We start from the raw sequence: 16,069 nt of genomic DNA on the forward strand, positions 1-16,069 counted from the left end.
CTTCTCGGGCACGCGAAGTTCCCTTCAACGAGGTTACAAGAGGTGTTCGGTGATAAAGCGCCATTGCGCTTGCGTGACCGGCGTGATTGAAAGCCGATTGCCTCTTGCAAGCACTTGCATGTCGGCAAGCTCGGCATGATCGCGAAGCGTGGCGAGGGGAATGAGCGGGGTCTTCTTCACGAGTTGGACATCGACAAGCAACCAGCGCGGCTTTTCCGGCGATGACTTGGGATCGTAGTAGTGGCTCGTGGAATCGAATTGAGTGGGATCGGGATAAGCGGCCGACGACACCTTCGCAATACCTGCGATGCCTGGCTGCGGACAACTCGAGTGATAGAACAGCACGCCGTCGCCAACCTGCATGCCGTCGCGCATGAAGTTGCGTGCCTGGTAATTACGCACGCCGGTCCAGGGCAAGGTTTTTTTAGGAGCGTGAGCGAGATGGTCGATGCTTGCTTCGTTCGGTTCCGACTTCATCAGCCAGTAGTGCATGAATGTCTTCCATGGAGAAAGGTGCCGTGCAAAGAAGCATGCACGATGCAGGATTCACAATGCAAAAGAAAACGGCGCCGGAGAAGCTCCAGCGCCGTTAGTCCATTCAGTCAGCTCAACCGCTTGCCAACATGCGTAAAACAACAATACGCATGCTGTTGGAAAGGGTCCCCGCCCAAGCCGCTAGGCCGGCATCCTGAACCTGGGTTCAAGATTGGTCGCAGTAAGCAGCACCTTGGGCTCATCAGACAGAGTGACGCGCTCGCCAGTGCTACAAGGTCCCACAACCGTGCACAATGGCATTGGTTCAAGGAATATATGACCTTGGCAAACCAGGCAGGGAGCAATCACTTTACACCAATCGACGAGACGATGCAGCAATGATCCAGGAAAACTTTATGGCGACCGATGATTTTGTTAAATGCTGCAAAACATGACATGAAAACGCAGAATCGTGTCAACACTCCGGCAACAAAATAACATCTCGACATTAGCTTGCGCGTCAAGCATTTAAAGCAAATTCCAGCCACGGCACAGACTTACCAGCGCGGCAACTACTTTGGCAACTACTGTGGCAACTACAGTGCTTCATATTGTGAAATGACGACACCCAGTTGCTCGTTCATTTGATGCATGGTGCGACGAATTTCTTCGGCCGGAAACGCTTCGCCGTGACGCACGCTGTTTTGCAGCTTCAGCAATTCCGACGCGAGCGACAATGCCGCCATCACCGCGATCCGATCCGTGCCGCGCACGCTGCTTGCGCTTCGCACTTTCGACATTTCCGCATCTACGCGCGCTACCGCTTCGCGCAGAGCGCCTTCGGTTTCAGGCGAGCACGCGAGCCGGTACGGCGCACCGAGAATGGATACCTCGATCTGTTTCGTCGTCATGCCTTTTCTCCGTGATGGTGTGATTCTTCATGCAACGCACCGTGCGCCGAGTCGGCGGTATCCGGTTCGATGCCGCCATCAGGTGGCAAGAGGGCAAGCTGGTTATCCGGCTCCGGTGCAGCTTTCGCACGCGGCAATTTTTCGAGAATCGCGTTGAGGCGAATCTGCGCGTCGTCGATCTTGGCCGACAGCGAGTCGCGCTCCGCCACCAGTGCGTCGCGTTCTTCGCGCATGGCCGCAAGTTCGCCTTGCGTGTTGGCATAGTCGGCGCGCAACTGTTCGAGTTGCTGGGCCAACGCATTGTGAGCTTGATGATGGCGTTCGCTGATCTTGATCAGCCGGCCGATATTCTGTGACAGTGATTCGAGTTCGTTGAGCATGTGCTGCGTCCTCTTAAGACCTCGCATTTTAGCGCGCTTCTCCGGCGCTTCAGAAATTTGGTTCGTTTCCAGACGTAACAGCAGTCGGTCTTCAAAGCATGGGCGCGGCCCTTCATTTGTAGGGGGAAACGTTTTATAGGGATTCATTCACCCATTCATTCAGGCGTGCGAGCGTTTGTCCGAATATCGCGCGGGAGCCTTTAAAACAGGGGTAAAACGAATGACAGAACCACAGCAAAGGCAATCTGTACGCCTGCATTGTCCTGCTTTCTTGACGGGTCATTGCGCCGCTCTTAAACTGCCGCCACCTCGGCGCTCACGCGTGCCTGCCAGCGCGGAGTCTGATGGCAAGCCGCAAGCGAAGTCAGCCTGGATGGGCCAACCAGCGCTGCCCCGCAACGGTAAGCGACTACATCGCAAGTTGCAAGTCGGGCCTGGGGTGCATTGCCAGCGCAGTGTCCGGCAGATTTCACCACTCGAAAAACGCGTCCTGCAGCAAGTGTTGGCCGTTGCGCGTCCTCGCGCGGGAAGGCGGGCCGATGCGTCGCCAGCCCGGTGCTTGTGCGGATCGTCGAGGCAAGGGTGAAATCGGCGGGATGTGGTGCAGCGCAATGCTCGCACCGGTCGCTCGATCATATAGAAGCGGTTAACGGCAATGTGTCCGTGCTGTATGAATTGAATGCCGTTGGCGCTCTTGTGCAGGTCTTCACCAGGAACGGCGGCGATCATCCGCCGTGCTTCAACCTTCGACGATCTGTACTATCCGTTCAGCGGCGATTCGTCGATCGCCCCATGCGCTGCCATTCCCCGGAGCGGCACGCTTATCGGTAACCTCGCCCCCTCTTCAAAGGACTAGCAGCTTGTGCACCTGTACAACACGCCGCGTCGCGGTGCCTCTGACGCGCTCAACTGAGCGCAGCAGTGAACGTTAAGCGCATGAACGCCCAGCGCGCTTTCATGGTCTGGACCGTGCTTGGCCTGGCCGCGCTCGCGGTGTTCGTGGCGTCGCTGGCGCTCGGGAGTATCGCCGTCTCGCCGCTGCGGGTGATGCAAGCGCTCGCGTCCCGGTCAACTGATGTGATCGATGAAATCGTGCTCAGCCTGCGCTTGCCGCGCGCGCTCGGCGGCTTTGCGGCGGGTGCCTTGCTTGGCATGGCCGGCGCGCTGCTGCAGGTTTTGCTGCGCAATCCGCTGGCCGAACCGTATGTGCTTGGCGTATCCGGCGGCGCGGCCGCGTTCGCGCTCGCCGCGATGTTGTTCTCCCTGTCGTGGTGGAGCGTCGACGTTGCCGCGTTCGCGGGCGCATTCTTATCGATACTCCTTGTGCTCGGCTTGGCCCGGCGCGAGTTGTGGCGTGGGGAACCGCAGGACACATCGCCGAGATTGCTGCTCACCGGCGCGGTGATCGCGGCGGGGTGGGGCGCGTTGATCACGCTCATGCTCGCTGTCGCGCCTGAGAGTCGCCTGCGCGGCATGGTGTTCTGGCTGACCGGCGACCTGAACGGCGTCTCGATGCCATGGACCGCCTTGATCGCGCTGGTGATCGCGTTGATCGCTATCGTACCGGCCGCGCCCCAGCTCAACATACTGCTGCGTGGCGACGTAGCGGCCGAGGCGCTCGGCGTGCGCGTCGTGCAGTTGAGAGTGCGCGTGTATCTCGTCGCGTCGCTGGCGGCCGCCGCTGCCGTGACGACGGCCGGGACCATTGGTTTTATCGGGCTCGTGGTGCCGCATGTATTGCGGCTCGCGTTCGGCAACGATCAGCGCATGCTGCTGCCTGCATCGGCGCTGGCTGGCGGGCTGGCTGTGATGGGAGCGGACCTGATCGCGCGTACGGTGATCGCGCCGGCGCAGTTGCCGGTGGGCGTGATCACCGCGCTGATCGGCGTGCCGGTGTTCTTGTGGATGCTCCTCAGGCGCGCACCATGATCGGACTTCAGATCACTCAACTCACGTTGCGCGCGGGAACTCGTGCAGCAACGCGCGTGTTGGTCGCGGATCTCACGCAGAGCTTCGCGCCCGGCGAAATGTGGTGCGTCGCCGGGCCGAACGGTGCAGGCAAGACGACGCTGATTGCGGCGATGGCGGGGGTATCGAAGACGGCATCGAATGCGATTTCACTCGATGGAAGAGCGTTGAGCGCCTGGGGCGCCAGCGAACTTGCCCGCCGCCGCGCGTTGATGCCGCAAGCTACGCACGATGCATTCAGCGCCACCGTACTGGACACCGTCATGCTCAATCGCTTTCCGCATCTCACCGGCTGGGGCTGGGAAAGCAACGCGGACCGCGCGGCTGCACACGCGGCGCTGGATATGCTCGGTCTCGCTGAATTCGCTTCACGCGATGTCCTGTCGTTATCAGGTGGCGAACGTCAACGCGTGGCGCTGGCCGCGACCTTGTGCCAGAACGCACCGCTATTGCTGCTTGATGAACCGCTCGCGCATCTCGACGTGCATCATCAGATCGATTGCCTTGAAGCGTTGCGCGGATGGGTTGGATCGAAACAACGCAGCGTGATTTTCTCGTGTCACGATCTGAACCTTGCCCGGCGTTTCGCCACACACGCTTTACTGCTCGATGGCGCGGGCCACACGCATGCAGGCCCCGTCCGCGATGTCCTCACGCCCGAGCGTGCCGGCGCCGCGTTCGGATATCCGCTTACCTTGATCCAGCAGGATGGTCACGAGGCGCTCGTGCCCGTGATGCGTTCAACCTCACCGTGAACAACACTATGAACGACATACTTCCCCGTCCTGAACCGCTCGATCGATCGATGGCGGCCGAGCTGCAACAGGTGATCGATACGAAGACAAAACCGCCCGGCAGTCTCGGGCGGCTCGAATCGCTGGGGCTTCAAATCGGGCTGATTCAACGGACTTTGCGGCCACGTATCGAGCGGCCGGCGATCCTTGTTTTTGCCGGCGATCACGGCATCGCGGCCGAAGGCGTGAGTCCGTTCCCGCAGGAAGTCACCGTGCAGATGGTCGCGAATTTCATCGCGGGCGGGGCAGCGATCAATGCGTTGTCGAAGGCGGCGGGCATGACGCTCGAAGTGGTGGACGCGGGTGTGGCGAGTGCGTCGCCGGGAGCGGCTGGGTTCGTCGATGCAGCGATCCGGCGCGGCGGTACGCGCAACTTTGCGCACGAACCGGCGATGACGCGCGACGAAGTATTGCAAGCGATCGAGCGTGGGGCTGCACGCGTGCGTTTTCACGCGGCGCTCGGGACCAACGTGATCGGCTTCGGCGAGATGGGGATCGCGAACACATCGGCGGCGGCGTGCCTGATGAGCCGGATTTGCTGCGTTGAAATTGATGCGTGCGTCGGACGTGGCACGGGTCTCGACGACGCCGGCTTGAACCACAAGCGCGGTGTGCTTGCCGCGGCGTTGGCGAAACACGCGGCATCCACCGATCCAATCGAGACGCTGGCCACTTTCGGCGGCTTTGAGATCGCGATGATCGTAGGCGCTTTCCTTGCGGCGGCGGAAGCCCGGATGACGATTCTCGTCGACGGTTTTATCGTTACGTCGGCATTGCTTGTGGCTCACGCGCTTAACCCGGCGGTCCTTGACTACTGCGTGTTCGCTCATGCATCGGATGAAACGGGGCATCGGCGCATGCTGGAGCATCTCAACGCGGCGCCGTTGCTGCAACTTGGATTGCGTCTCGGCGAAGGCACTGGTGCCGCGCTCGCTTTGCCGTTGTTGCGCGCGGCCGTGGCGTTCATCAATGAAATGGCGAGCTTCGAATCCGCCGGTGTGTCCGACAAGGCGGTGTGATCCTGTCATGAACCGGCCCTCGCAGGAACTGCGTTACTTCTTCACCGCGCTCGGGTACTTCACCCGCGTGCCGGTGCCGCGTTGGGTCGGTTTCGAAGCGCATTATCTGAATGCGGCAGCGCGCTATTTTCCGTTGATCGGCGCGCTGGTCGGCGGGCTCGGCGCGGTTGTCTATCTCGCCGCGCTGCAGGTGTTTCCGTCGGGGGTGGCCGTGTTGTTGTCGATGGCGGCAACCTTGCTTGTCACCGGTGCGTTCCACGAAGATGGCCTCGCCGATTGCGCCGATGCCTTCGGCGGCGCATACAACCGCGAGGACGTGTTGCGCATCATGCACGACTCGCGGATCGGCGCATTCGGGGCTATTGCGCTGATCGTCGTGCTTGCGCTGAAGTGGCAGACTCTTGCCACGATGCTGCCGTTGCGCACCGCATGGATGATCGTCGCGGCGCATGCGGCAAGCCGCACGTTCGCTATCAGCTACCTCTGCACGCTCGACTATGTACGGGCTGTTGGCAAGGCAAAACCGGTCGCGCAGAAGATGAGCGCGGGTGCGTTCGGTTTAGCCGCGCTGTTCGGATTGCCCTGGCTTTTCTGGCCCGACTGGCGGCTGGGATGCGTGATGGTCGTGGCCCTCGGCGTATTGCGTTTTGCGATGGGGCGCTACTTCGTCAAGCGTATCGGCGGTTATACCGGCGATTGCCTTGGCTTCGCGCAGCAAATTTTTGAACTTGCTATCTACCTGATTGGACTCGGATGGATCTCGTCCTGATTCGCCATCCGGCTGTTGGTATCGACACCGGGATTTGCTATGGCCGCACTGATGTCCCGCTTCTAGGCGATGCGGCCGATTCGGCGCGTGTGCTGGAGGAGCGTTTGCGGCTGCTGAAGGTGCCGGCGTTTGACGGTGTCTGGCACACGAGTCCGTTAAGCCGATGCCGTTTGCTAGCCGAAGCACTGGGCACCGTTCAGGCCGATCCACGATTGCAGGAACTCGATTTCGGCGCGTGGGAAGGGCAGCGATGGGATGGCCTTGATCGCGTGATGCTCGATGCCTGGGCAAAGAATCTTGAACACGCACGCGAGCACGGCGGCGAGAGTGTCGCGCAGTTCGCCGAGCGAGTGGTGGGTTGGACCGATTCCATGCGTATCGCCACTGCCACCGGCCCGATTCATGCCGTGACGCACGCCGGCGTCATACGTGTATTGACGGCTCATTTACTTGGCGTTTCGCGCGCGAACGCGATTCAATGGCCGCTGGATTTCGGCGCGATCGTCTGGTTGAAACGTGTGCGCGATGAGTGGCTTCTGGTGCGCTGGAACGCCTGAAGCTTTACTTCGGACGTCGTGTTCTCGCTACTTCAAGGTTTTCACACAACGTAGCCGCCCCGAGTGCAAGACGCGGTGTTGGCCGGTTGATCAGATCACCGTCGATACCGAACAGATTGCCGCGCGCGACGGCTTTGATCGTTGGCCATTTGCGCCACGCATCCAGCGAGGGCAACGCATGCTCCGAACTCGTCGCGCCGGGCGTGGCCGTCACGATCGCTTCGGGATCGGCGGCGAGTACCGCTTCAGTCGAGATGGTGGGCACCAGCGGTTTCAGGTCGGTGAAGACGTTGTGGCCGCCGCATAGATCGATCACTTCGCTGATGATGTGCGTCCCGTTGAGCGTCATCAGCGGGTCGTCCCAGACTTGATAAAACACGCTCACCGGCGGCTGGCTCGAATAACGCGTCCGCAAGCCGGCGATGTCATGACGGAATGCGTCCGACGCCTTATTCGCCTGAGCTGATGTCCCGAGCAGAACGCCGAGTTTATCGATGGTGACAGGGATATCGTCCAACCTGTGCGGCTCGCTGAAAAACAGCGGCACATGCAGTTCGCGCAGCCTGTCGATCTGACGCATCGCGTTGCCATGCCGCCAGACGACGATCAGGTCGGGTTTCATCGCGACGATGCGTTCAAGGTCCAGCGATTTGTTATCGCCAACACGCGGGATGGCTTTGGCTTGCGGCGGGTAGTCGCTATAGCTGACCGCACCGACAACGCGCGCACCGCCGCCCGCCGCGAACAGCAGTTCGGTGACGTGCGGCGCAAGGCTGACGATGCGCTGTGCGGGGGCGGCGAGGGTGACGGTGGCGCCGGTGTCGTCGGTGACGGTGAGGGCATCGGCCCGGGCTTTGACCGATGCAAAAATCGCAGCAGCGATAAACGTCAGCGTGAGGAAGCGGCGCAAAATCATGAGGTGTGTTGGTTCGGGTGCGTCATGCATGGCGAGCGCTGTATAGGAAGCGCGTTTTGTGATCGAAGTTGTTTGGAAACGCGGTGGATAAACCGCCTTGAGAGAAGCGAGTAATCGTTCAGCGGACCGCATTCACGGCGGCGTTAAACGCTTCGTCAAAGCGCGCCCATTCCTCTTCCGATCCCGTTAAACCAATCCGCAAACTTGGCAACTCGCCGTGTTCGAAGAGCCGTGTCCAGATTCCGCGCGTGGCCAAGGCATGCTGCAGCGCCACCGCTTTGTCCGTCTCGAACCATACAAAAAGCGGCGTTGCATGGGGATCGAAACCTTGACTGCGGATCAACGCTGCCAGCCTTGCGCTGTCACGAGCCAGCGTGGCGCGAGTGTCGGCTTGCCACGAAAGATCATTGAACGCGGCCTGCACCGCGTGTCGCGCTGGACCGCTTACGGTCCATGCTCCGAGCGTTTGCGAAAGCTCATCGAGCAGGGGCTCCGACGCGAGCACAAACCCCGCGCGAATCCCAGCCAGCCCATAAAACTTGCCGACCGAGCGCAGCACGACCAACCCTTTCCGTCCACTTTCCGATGCCAACGAGATGGCCGAATCACCGTAGGCATCGGCGAAGGCTTCATCGACGATCAACGTGCCGCCGCGAGCGGCCAATTGCTCATGCCACCGCAGCAGGACATCACGCGTGATACGTTCGGTCGTCGGATTATTAGGATTCGCAACGATCACATGATCGATGTCATCCTTCAAATCGGCCGATGCAACATCGAGGCCGACTATCCGATGCCCCGCCCGTTCAAACGCCGGTCCGTACTCACCGTAGGTCAACGGCGCAATAGCCGCAACGCCGCGCTTCAACAAGCCCGGTAACGCGCGAATCGCCGCTTGGCTGCCCGCGACAGGCAGCGCCCCCGGCGCGTCATAGTGACGCGCTGCAAGCTCAGCCAGGCCATCGGCGTCTTCGGGCAAGCGGCGCCAGGCGTCCACTGGCACGGGCGGGACCGGATACGCTCGCGGACTGATCCCCGTCGATAAATCCAGCCATTCGCCCAGCGCAATTCCGTATTGACGCGCGGCTTCCCGCAGATTCCCGCCATGCCGGATGGGATCAGCCATGGAACCCCACGCCCGTGAACGCCAGAACAAGCAGCACCGCGAGCCAGAGCATCGTCGTGCGTTCGACCAGCCGGAGCGCTGCCACCACGTGCCGAGGCGAGGCGGTCATTCCAAATCCGAGCACGGGCCGCGTTTCCAGCGCGCCGTTATAGATCGCCGGGCCGCCGAGCAAGACGTTCAGGCTTCCGGCGCCCGACGCCATCACCGGCCCCGCATTCGGACTGTCCCACAGCGGTGCCTGCGTGCGCCAGCAGCGCCACGCCGTCCGGGTGTCGCCCATCAGGGCGTAGCTTGCGGCCGTGAGCCGGGCGGGCACGAAGTTCAGGACATCGTCTAAACGGGCGGCGGCCCAGCCGAAACGAAGGTAACGCGGCGTCCGGTAACCCCACATCGCATCGAGCGTGTTGGCAAGGCGGAACATCAGCGCACCCGGGCCGCCCGCGATGACGAACCAGAACAAAGCACCGAAAATAGCGTCGTTGCCGTTCTCCAGCGCGGATTCCACTGCCGCGCGGGACAGCGCGGCTTCATCGGCGTGGGTGGTGTCGCGCGATACGATCCGCGCCGTCAGTTTTCGTGCCGCGGGCAGATCGCCGAGCCCGAGCGCGCGGGCGATCGGCGCGATGTGATCGCGCAGGCTTTTGGCGCCGAGCGAGAACCACAGCAACGCGACATGCACGGCGCACGCGGCGGCGAACGGCAGCACGCTCACGAGAATCCAGCTCACTGCCACCGGCGGCACAACGGCCAGCAGCCACGCGAGAATGCCCGCCGGCCGCGCCCGGAAACCCGTATTCATTTTTGCTTCGATACGTGTGGCGAGGCGCCCGAACGCGACCAGCGGATGCCGCGTGGCCGGTTCGCCGAAGATCCGGTCGATCACGACGCCGGCAATGGCGAGCATCGCCGTGACGTAGAAGGAGAGCAGCAGCATGTCAGCCTTTGAGTGCGAGCGGCAGGCCGGCGACCATCATGGTCACATGCGTGCTCGCGGCGGCGACGCGCTGGTTGAGCCGGCCGAGTTCATCGACGTAAAGGCGCGTCACCGATCCCATTGGCACCACGCCCAGGCCGATCTCGTTGCTCACCACGATCACCTTGCCGCGCACGGTTGAAAGCGCGGCGTCGAAGTCGCCGAAGGCTTGCAGCGGCGGGCCGTCGGGTGGGCCGTTAGACCCGTAGCCATCGGCGGGGAACAGCAGGTTGGCGAGCCATAAGGTCAGGCAGTCGATCAGCACCACATGACCCTCGCGATCCAGTTCACGCAGCACGCCGCCAAGGTCCAGCGGCGCTTCGACCAGCGCCCAGTGCGCCGGCCGGCGTTCACGATGCTGCTCCACGCGCGCGGCAAATTCGGCATCGCCAATACGCGCCGTCGCCACGTAAGTGACGGGCAAGCCGCTGTCGGCAGCCAGCCGTTCGGCATACGCGCTCTTGCCCGAGCGCGCGCCGCCGAGAATGAAGGTGAGGTCGGGTGAAGTCATCGCAATATTGTACCGGCGGGCGCTACCATAGCGGCTTCCCAGAGAACGATGGCAACGCAAACCCTCATGCAATTTGCACCGCGCGGCACGCTGATGATCCAGGGCACGACCTCCGATGCCGGCAAGAGCACGCTGGTCGCAGGCTTGTGCCGGCTCGCGCGGCGCGGTGGCGTGCGGGTCGCGCCGTTCAAGCCGCAGAACATGGCGCTGAACAGCGCGGTGACCGTGGACGGCGGGGAGATCGGCCGCGCTCAGGCGCTGCAGGCAATTGCGGCGGGCGTGGACGCGGAAATCGACTTCAATCCCGTGCTGCTCAAGCCGACGAGCGATCGCGGCGCGCAGGTGATCATCCATGGTCACGCGCATGCCAATCTCGATGCCCGCGCGTATCACGCGTACAAAACCGTCGCCTTCGAAGCCGTTCTCGCCTCGTACGCCCGCCTTCAGCAGCGTTTTGACGCGATTATCGTGGAAGGGGCGGGAAGCCCGGCCGAGGTGAACCTGCGGGACCGTGATATCGCCAACATGGGGTTCGCCGAGCGGGTGGATTGTCCGGTGGTGCTGGTGGCGGATATCGACCGCGGCGGGGTGTTTGCGCATTTGCTGGGGACGCTCGCGTGTTTATCGGAGACCGAAAGGGCGCGGATTCGCGGTTTCGTCATCAACCGTTTTCGTGGCGATATCAGCCTGTTGCAGCCCGGTCTCGACTGGCTCGAAGCGCAGACCGGCAAGCCGGTGCTTGGCGTGGTGCCTTATCTGCACGGCCTGACGCTGGATGCCGAGGACATGCTGCCGAGCCAGTTGCACACGCGTGGCGAGGCCGGCGGCGAGCTGCTGAAGGTGATCGTGCCGGCGTTGCCGCGCATCAGCAATCACACGGATTTCGATGCGCTGCGTGCGCACCCGCAGGTCGATTTCTCCTACGTGCGTGCGGGGACCGCGCCGCCACCGGCCGACCTGATCGTGCTGCCGGGGTCGAAAAGCGTGCAGCGAGACCTGGCGTGGCTGCGTGAAAACGGCTGGGATCGCGCGATCGAGCGGCATCTCCGGTATGGCGGCAAGGTGCTGGGCATTTGCGGCGGCATGCAGATGCTGGGCCGCACGGTGGATGACCCGCAGGGGTTCGAAGGGCCAGCGGGCTGTGTGAACGGCCTGGGCCTGCTGGATCTCGACACCACGCTGACGGCGGACAAGCTGCTCGACAACGTGACTGGGCGGTTGACCTTAAGCGCTGGCCCGAACCCAGCGCCCGTGCGGGGCTACGAGATCCACATGGGCCGCACGACGGGCGCGGCGCTGGGCCGCCCGGCCGTGATGCTTGACGGCGAGCGTCCTGACGGCGCGATTTCCGCCGATAACCAGATCGCCGCGACCTATCTGCACGGCATTTTCGACACGCCGCAAGCCTGTGCGGCGCTGCTCGAATGGGCGGGACTTCGCGGTGCCGCAGCGCTCGATTACCCGGCGCTGCGGGAGGCCTCGCTGGACCGTCTCGCCGATACGCTGGGTCAAGCGCTGGATCTGGATGCCCTCGGCGCGATGTTCGCCTGAAGACGGCCGGGTCCAGGTGACATCAACAATAGGGACACGACACGTACTCCTAGGAGCGCCGGGCGCACGCTTGTCCGACGCTAAAGCGCCTGATTGGCCGGCACAGCTTCAATACAAGATCATCTGGGTGCATCGAAACAAGGCGATTGTTTTACCCTCGCTGTTCGTCACGATCGCGTCCCATACATGTGTGCTGCGGCCAAGATGAACGGCGGTCGCCCTGGCCGTGATGACCCCCTCGCGCGCCGTGCCCACGTGGTTGCTCTTCAGTTCGACGGTCGTAAAATTCTTCGCGCCTTCGGGCAGATGGGCGATGCAAGCGTAGCCGCAGCAGGTATCGGCGAGACCGACCACCGTCGCCGCGTGCAGGAAGCCGTTCGGTGCGAGCACCTCTGGCCGAACGGTCAGTTGGCCGGTCAGCGTGCCGCTTTCAAGCGATACGAGTTCCACGCCAAGCAGCTCCGGCAGACGGCCGCGCTGGCGTTCGCGCAGGTGGTCGAGGGTGATTTCGGGGCGGAGTGTGGCCATGTTGCGGAGTCCTTGAAGTTGGGCGGCGTTGTCGACGCGCATGGATTGAAATAGGCAAATCCGATAGTATCAACGGCTCGAACTTTTCACTTAATGCAGCGCTTACAGCACGCCGGGTTGTCGGGCGTCGAAGCGCGGCCGACAACGCGTGGATTGAACCTATGACGGTGATCGTGGTGGCGAATCCGAAGGGCGGCGTGGGCAAGAGCACGCTGTCCACGAATCTGGCCGGTTATTTTGCGGCGAACGGCGAATGGGTCGCGCTCGCGGACCTGGACAAGCAGCAGTCTGCTCACGGCTGGCTGGGCTTGCGCCCGGACACGCTGCCGAAGATAGAAGAGTGGAATACCGATGTCGACGCGCCGTCGAAGCCGCCGAAAGGCCTGGAGAAGGCGGTTATCGATACGCCTGCCGGGATTCACGGCACCCGTCTCGCGCTGGCGCTGGAGCTGGCAGACAAGGTGATCGTGCCGTTGCAGCCGTCCATGTTCGATATTCTCGCCACGCAGGAATTCCTCGTTCGGCTGCAGAAAGAGAAGGCAATACGCAAGGGCACCATCGAGGTCGGCGTGGTGGGTATGCGGGTGGATGCCCGGACGAAATCAGCGGATCAGCTGCATCGGTTCGTGGAAGGGCTTGATTTGCCGGTGCTGGGTTTTATCCGCGATACGCAGAACTACGTGCAGGTCGCGGCGCACGGGCTCACCATTTGGGACGTTGCCAAAAGCCGGGTGGAGAAGGATATCGAGCAGTGGCAGCCGATTATTGAGTGGGTGTCGAAGAAGTAGACGCAAGTAGACGCGCGCGATCCTCCGGTTTTTACGTCTTGGCACGAGACCAGACCAGACTCAGGTCCAGTTTTGCGTCGGCACGTGGTCGCGGTTTCCCTTGATGCGGTTCTTTTCATCGACGAACACGAGATCCGGCTTCCAGCCCGCCTTCAGTTCCGCTTCATCGACCAGCGCGAACGCCGCGATGATCACCAGATCGCCCAGTTGCGCCCGGCGCGCCGCTGATCCGTTCAGCGAAATCATGCCGCTGCCGCGCTCGCCCTTGATGGCATAGGTCGTCAAGCGCTCGCCGTTGTTCACGTTCCAAATGTCGATCTGCTCGTTTTCAACCAGATTCGCGGCTTCCAGTAAGTCCTCGTCGATGGCGCACGAGCCTTCGTAATGCAATTCGCAATGCGTCACCGTGGCGCGGTGAATCTTCGATTTCAAAAGCGTTCGCTGCATGCGTTTCTCGTTCAAATTTCCAGGTTATCAATCAAGCGCGTGTTGCCCAGCTTGGCGGCGGCCAGCACGACGAGCGGGGTCGCCGTATCGGCCGGGCCGGGTGGCAGCAGGTCCACGCGCCTTCTCACCGCGATGTAATCGGGCTGCCAGCCGCGCTGCGCAAGCGATTCCACGGCTTCTTTTTCTATCGATCCAAAGTCGCGATTGCCCGCCAGCACCGCATCTCGTACGCGATTCAGCGTTTTTGCCAGGATCGGCGCCTCGGCGCGCTCGGCCGCCTGCAGGAAGCGATTGCGCGAGCTGAGCGCCAGGCCGTCGGCATCGCGCACGGTTTCAGCAGCGATTATTTCCGTGGGCAGCGCAAACTGGTGGCACATCTGCCGCACGATCATCAACTGTTGATAATCCTTCTTGCCGAAGACGGCCACGCGCGGCTGCACGCACGACATCAGCTTCATCACGACCGTACACACGCCCTGGAAAAAACCCGGCCGGAATTCGCCTTCCAGGATGTCGCCCAGGTTAGTTGGCGGATGAACCCGGTATTGCTGCGGCTCCGGGTAAAGATCGGCTTCGGTCGGCGCGAACAGCACGTACACGTTCTCGGACTGCAGCTTTTCGATATCGTCTTGCAGCGTGCGCGGGTATTTATCGAAATCTTCGTTCGGTCCGAACTGCAGCCGGTTCACGAAAATGCTGGCAACCACCGGGTCCCCATGTTGGCGCGCCAGCCGCATGAGCGACAGGTGGCCTTCGTGCAGGTTACCCATGGTCGGCACAAAGGCGGTTCGGTTCTGGCCGCGCAACTGGTCGCGCAGTTCATGGATCGAGCTGATGACTTTCATCTAGCGGGTGTCTCCTGGCGGGCAGCTTTGAAAACACTGCTCCAAGGGGAAAGAAAGGGGAAGGGCGCTGCGCTGCTTATGCGCCACCAACGGGCCACAAAAGGCTCAAGCCGGCGAATACGCGAGTCTCACGTAGATAGGGGCATACGGCTCGGCCTGAGTAATTTCAATCAGCGCTTCACGTGACAGTTCCAGCATCGCGATGAAATTCACCACCACGACGGGCACGCCGCGTGAGGGCTCGAAGAGATCGCCGAATTCCATGAAACGGGCATTCTGCAGGCGCCGCAGGATGGTACTCATATGTTCCCGCACTGATAATTCCTCGCGCGAGATCTTGTGATGTTCGACCAGCCGGGCACGCTTGATGACGTCGGCCCAAGCGGCGCGCAGGTCGTTTGCATCGACGTCGGGAAAGCGTTGCGCGGAACTCTGCTCGACGTACACCTCTGCCCGGAGGAAGTCGCGACCCAGTTGCGGCAGGTGGTCCAGGCGCTGCGCCGCGAGCTTCATCTGCTCATATTCCAGCAAGCGCCGCACGAGTTCGGCGCGCGGATCTTCCGCTTCCTCGCCGGTATCCGCCTTTTTCACCGGCAGCAGCATGCGCGACTTGATCTCGATCAGCATGGCTGCCATCAGCAGATATTCCGCCGCGAGTTCCAGGTTGGATTCGCGAATCTGATCGACGTAGCCCAGGTACTGGCGCGTGACGTCGGCCATCGGGATGTCGAGGACGTTGAAATTCTGCTTGCGGATCAGGTACAGCAGCAAGTCGAGCGGACCTTCGAACGCTTCGAGAAAAATCTCGAGGGCGTCCGGCGGAATATACAGGTCCGTTGGCAGCTTCCAGAGCGGCTCGCCGTACAGATGCGCAAACGCCACGCCGTCAATAGTGTTCGGCGTGGAGTCGGTCGCGGGCGCGGCAAGCGCCGCGGCGCGATCATCCTTGCCCGGGTGTCCTGGGTGTCCCGAAGGGTGTCCCGAACGGTGTTCCAAGCGCTCCGGAGCTTGCGGCGCCTCGCGGGCGGCACTCACGTTCAGAAATTCTGGTAATAGACGTAGGGCGTTTGTTCGACCCGCGATGTCTTGATTTCCGAGCGCTCGTCCATGTCGATAGGCTGCTTGTCCCACAGCAGCGCACGGCCTTGGCGCTGCTCGGCTTCGAGCGACGGTTTCTGCTCTTTCATCTGGTTGATGAACTGGGTGATGTCCGACAGGTACATGATTCGACTTCCGTTGGCTCAGAGCGATTCGAAAACGGGCGCGGCGGAGGCTCAAGCGCGTTGCTGCCATGACTTGCCGCCGTGATTCATCGCAATTTTACCGCAAGCGTCAGGCAGCGGAGCGGTTAACCCGCTGGAAGGTCGCGGATAACCGGAGACATCAGCCATTCGGACTACCGGGACGGTCGCAAGCGTTCACGAAACGCGATCGTAAAACGATGTCAATTATTGATGCAAGCGTGGAACAAGCACGGTAGAGAGCCGTCCAAGGCGCACCTCCAGCATTTTT

General features: G+C 62.0%; 19 protein-coding genes and 1 other RNA gene. 7 read left to right on the forward strand and 13 right to left on the reverse strand.

Annotated elements, in window-relative coordinates; genetic code table 11:
- Positions 1 to 33 precede the first annotated feature (33 nt).
- From BSU04_RS27365 to BSU04_RS27380, 4 genes are all read right to left on the reverse strand, one after another.
- Entirely contained in the window at positions 34 to 492 is a 459-nt protein-coding gene (locus BSU04_RS27365) for an EVE domain-containing protein (RefSeq protein ID WP_089163500.1), read from the reverse strand.
- A gap of 164 nt (positions 493 to 656) precedes the next feature.
- A non-coding RNA gene (gene ssrS / locus BSU04_RS27370) (6S RNA) lies at positions 657 to 838 on the reverse strand.
- Positions 839 to 1,070: 232 nt separating this feature from the next.
- Entirely contained in the window at positions 1,071 to 1,385 is a 315-nt protein-coding gene (locus BSU04_RS27375; protein ID WP_089163501.1) for a cell division protein ZapA, read from the reverse strand.
- The gene (locus tag BSU04_RS27380) at positions 1,382 to 1,765 is read right to left on the reverse strand and encodes an ATPase (protein WP_089163502.1); all 384 of its coding nucleotides are present in this window, start codon (positions 1,763 to 1,765) and stop codon (positions 1,382 to 1,384) included. The genes BSU04_RS27375 and BSU04_RS27380 overlap by 4 nt, the downstream gene beginning before the upstream one ends.
- 936 nt (positions 1,766 to 2,701) lie before the next feature.
- Between BSU04_RS27380 and BSU04_RS27385 the strand changes: the two genes are divergently transcribed.
- The 5 genes from BSU04_RS27385 to cobC are packed head-to-tail and all read left to right on the forward strand — an operon-like array spanning position 2,702 to position 6,872.
- The gene (locus BSU04_RS27385; RefSeq protein ID WP_089163503.1) at positions 2,702 to 3,694 is read left to right on the forward strand and encodes a FecCD family ABC transporter permease; all 993 of its coding nucleotides are present in this window, start codon (positions 2,702 to 2,704) and stop codon (positions 3,692 to 3,694) included.
- Positions 3,691 to 4,488: an ABC transporter ATP-binding protein gene (locus tag BSU04_RS27390; protein WP_089163504.1), complete on the forward strand. Its 798-nt coding sequence runs from the start codon at positions 3,691 to 3,693 to the stop codon at positions 4,486 to 4,488. Before BSU04_RS27385 ends, BSU04_RS27390 begins: the two co-directional genes overlap by 4 nt.
- Before the next feature lie 8 nt (positions 4,489 to 4,496).
- Entirely contained in the window at positions 4,497 to 5,546 is a 1,050-nt protein-coding gene (gene cobT / locus BSU04_RS27395) for a nicotinate-nucleotide--dimethylbenzimidazole phosphoribosyltransferase (protein WP_089163540.1), read from the forward strand.
- A 7-nt stretch (positions 5,547 to 5,553) separates the two neighbouring features.
- Entirely contained in the window at positions 5,554 to 6,315 is a 762-nt protein-coding gene (locus BSU04_RS27400; protein WP_089163505.1) for an adenosylcobinamide-GDP ribazoletransferase, read from the forward strand.
- On the forward strand, positions 6,300 to 6,872 hold the full coding sequence (gene cobC / locus BSU04_RS27405) for an alpha-ribazole phosphatase family protein (protein WP_089163506.1): 573 nt from the start codon (positions 6,300 to 6,302) through the stop codon (positions 6,870 to 6,872). Before BSU04_RS27400 ends, cobC begins: the two co-directional genes overlap by 16 nt.
- A gap of 4 nt (positions 6,873 to 6,876) precedes the next feature.
- Here the strand turns inward: cobC and BSU04_RS27410 are convergent, their stop codons facing one another.
- The 4 genes from BSU04_RS27410 to cobU all read right to left on the reverse strand — a co-directional run bounded on the left by BSU04_RS27410 (position 6,877) and on the right by cobU (position 10,398).
- The gene (locus tag BSU04_RS27410; protein ID WP_256983321.1) at positions 6,877 to 7,818 is read right to left on the reverse strand and encodes a cobalamin-binding protein; all 942 of its coding nucleotides are present in this window, start codon (positions 7,816 to 7,818) and stop codon (positions 6,877 to 6,879) included.
- A gap of 88 nt (positions 7,819 to 7,906) precedes the next feature.
- Positions 7,907 to 8,914: a threonine-phosphate decarboxylase CobD gene (gene cobD / locus BSU04_RS27415; RefSeq protein WP_089163507.1), complete on the reverse strand. Its 1,008-nt coding sequence runs from the start codon at positions 8,912 to 8,914 to the stop codon at positions 7,907 to 7,909.
- Entirely contained in the window at positions 8,907 to 9,848 is a 942-nt protein-coding gene (cbiB, locus tag BSU04_RS27420) for an adenosylcobinamide-phosphate synthase CbiB (protein WP_089163508.1), read from the reverse strand. The genes cobD and cbiB overlap by 8 nt, the downstream gene beginning before the upstream one ends.
- 1 nt (position 9,849) lies before the next feature.
- On the reverse strand, positions 9,850 to 10,398 hold the full coding sequence (gene cobU, locus BSU04_RS27425) for a bifunctional adenosylcobinamide kinase/adenosylcobinamide-phosphate guanylyltransferase (RefSeq protein ID WP_089163509.1): 549 nt from the start codon (positions 10,396 to 10,398) through the stop codon (positions 9,850 to 9,852).
- A 48-nt stretch (positions 10,399 to 10,446) separates the two neighbouring features.
- On the opposite strand from cobU, the gene BSU04_RS27430 reads away from it, so the two are divergent.
- Positions 10,447 to 11,949: a cobyric acid synthase gene (locus BSU04_RS27430; protein ID WP_256983325.1), complete on the forward strand. Its 1,503-nt coding sequence runs from the start codon at positions 10,447 to 10,449 to the stop codon at positions 11,947 to 11,949.
- A 108-nt stretch (positions 11,950 to 12,057) separates the two neighbouring features.
- Here the strand turns inward: BSU04_RS27430 and BSU04_RS27435 are convergent, their stop codons facing one another.
- The gene (locus BSU04_RS27435) at positions 12,058 to 12,477 is read right to left on the reverse strand and encodes a PaaI family thioesterase (RefSeq protein WP_089163542.1); all 420 of its coding nucleotides are present in this window, start codon (positions 12,475 to 12,477) and stop codon (positions 12,058 to 12,060) included.
- A 161-nt stretch (positions 12,478 to 12,638) separates the two neighbouring features.
- Here BSU04_RS27435 and BSU04_RS27440 point away from each other — a divergent pair, with 161 nt between their 5' ends.
- Positions 12,639 to 13,265 carry a ParA family protein gene (locus tag BSU04_RS27440; RefSeq protein WP_089163511.1) on the forward strand — a complete coding sequence of 209 codons (627 nt, stop codon included), beginning with the start codon at positions 12,639 to 12,641 and terminating at the stop codon, positions 13,263 to 13,265.
- A 60-nt stretch (positions 13,266 to 13,325) separates the two neighbouring features.
- Here BSU04_RS27440 and panD read toward each other — a convergent pair whose 3' ends face one another.
- From panD to BSU04_RS27460, 4 genes are all read right to left on the reverse strand, one after another.
- Positions 13,326 to 13,712 (reverse strand): aspartate 1-decarboxylase, encoded by a 387-nt coding sequence (gene panD / locus BSU04_RS27445; protein ID WP_047896052.1) that lies wholly within the window; start codon positions 13,710 to 13,712, stop codon positions 13,326 to 13,328.
- An 11-nt stretch (positions 13,713 to 13,723) separates the two neighbouring features.
- Positions 13,724 to 14,557, reverse strand: coding sequence for a pantoate--beta-alanine ligase (panC, locus tag BSU04_RS27450; RefSeq protein ID WP_089163512.1), 834 nt, complete (start codon positions 14,555 to 14,557; stop codon positions 13,724 to 13,726).
- 105 nt (positions 14,558 to 14,662) lie between these two features.
- Positions 14,663 to 15,448 carry a segregation and condensation protein A gene (locus tag BSU04_RS27455; RefSeq protein WP_089163543.1) on the reverse strand — a complete coding sequence of 262 codons (786 nt, stop codon included), beginning with the start codon at positions 15,446 to 15,448 and terminating at the stop codon, positions 14,663 to 14,665.
- A 146-nt stretch (positions 15,449 to 15,594) separates the two neighbouring features.
- Positions 15,595 to 15,783 (reverse strand): DUF3460 family protein, encoded by a 189-nt coding sequence (locus tag BSU04_RS27460; protein ID WP_179258461.1) that lies wholly within the window; start codon positions 15,781 to 15,783, stop codon positions 15,595 to 15,597.
- Positions 15,784 to 16,069 lie beyond the last annotated feature (286 nt).

It is taken from the genome of Caballeronia sordidicola (assembly GCF_002220365.1).
GTDB classification, from domain to species: domain Bacteria; phylum Pseudomonadota; class Gammaproteobacteria; order Burkholderiales; family Burkholderiaceae; genus Caballeronia; species Caballeronia sordidicola_C.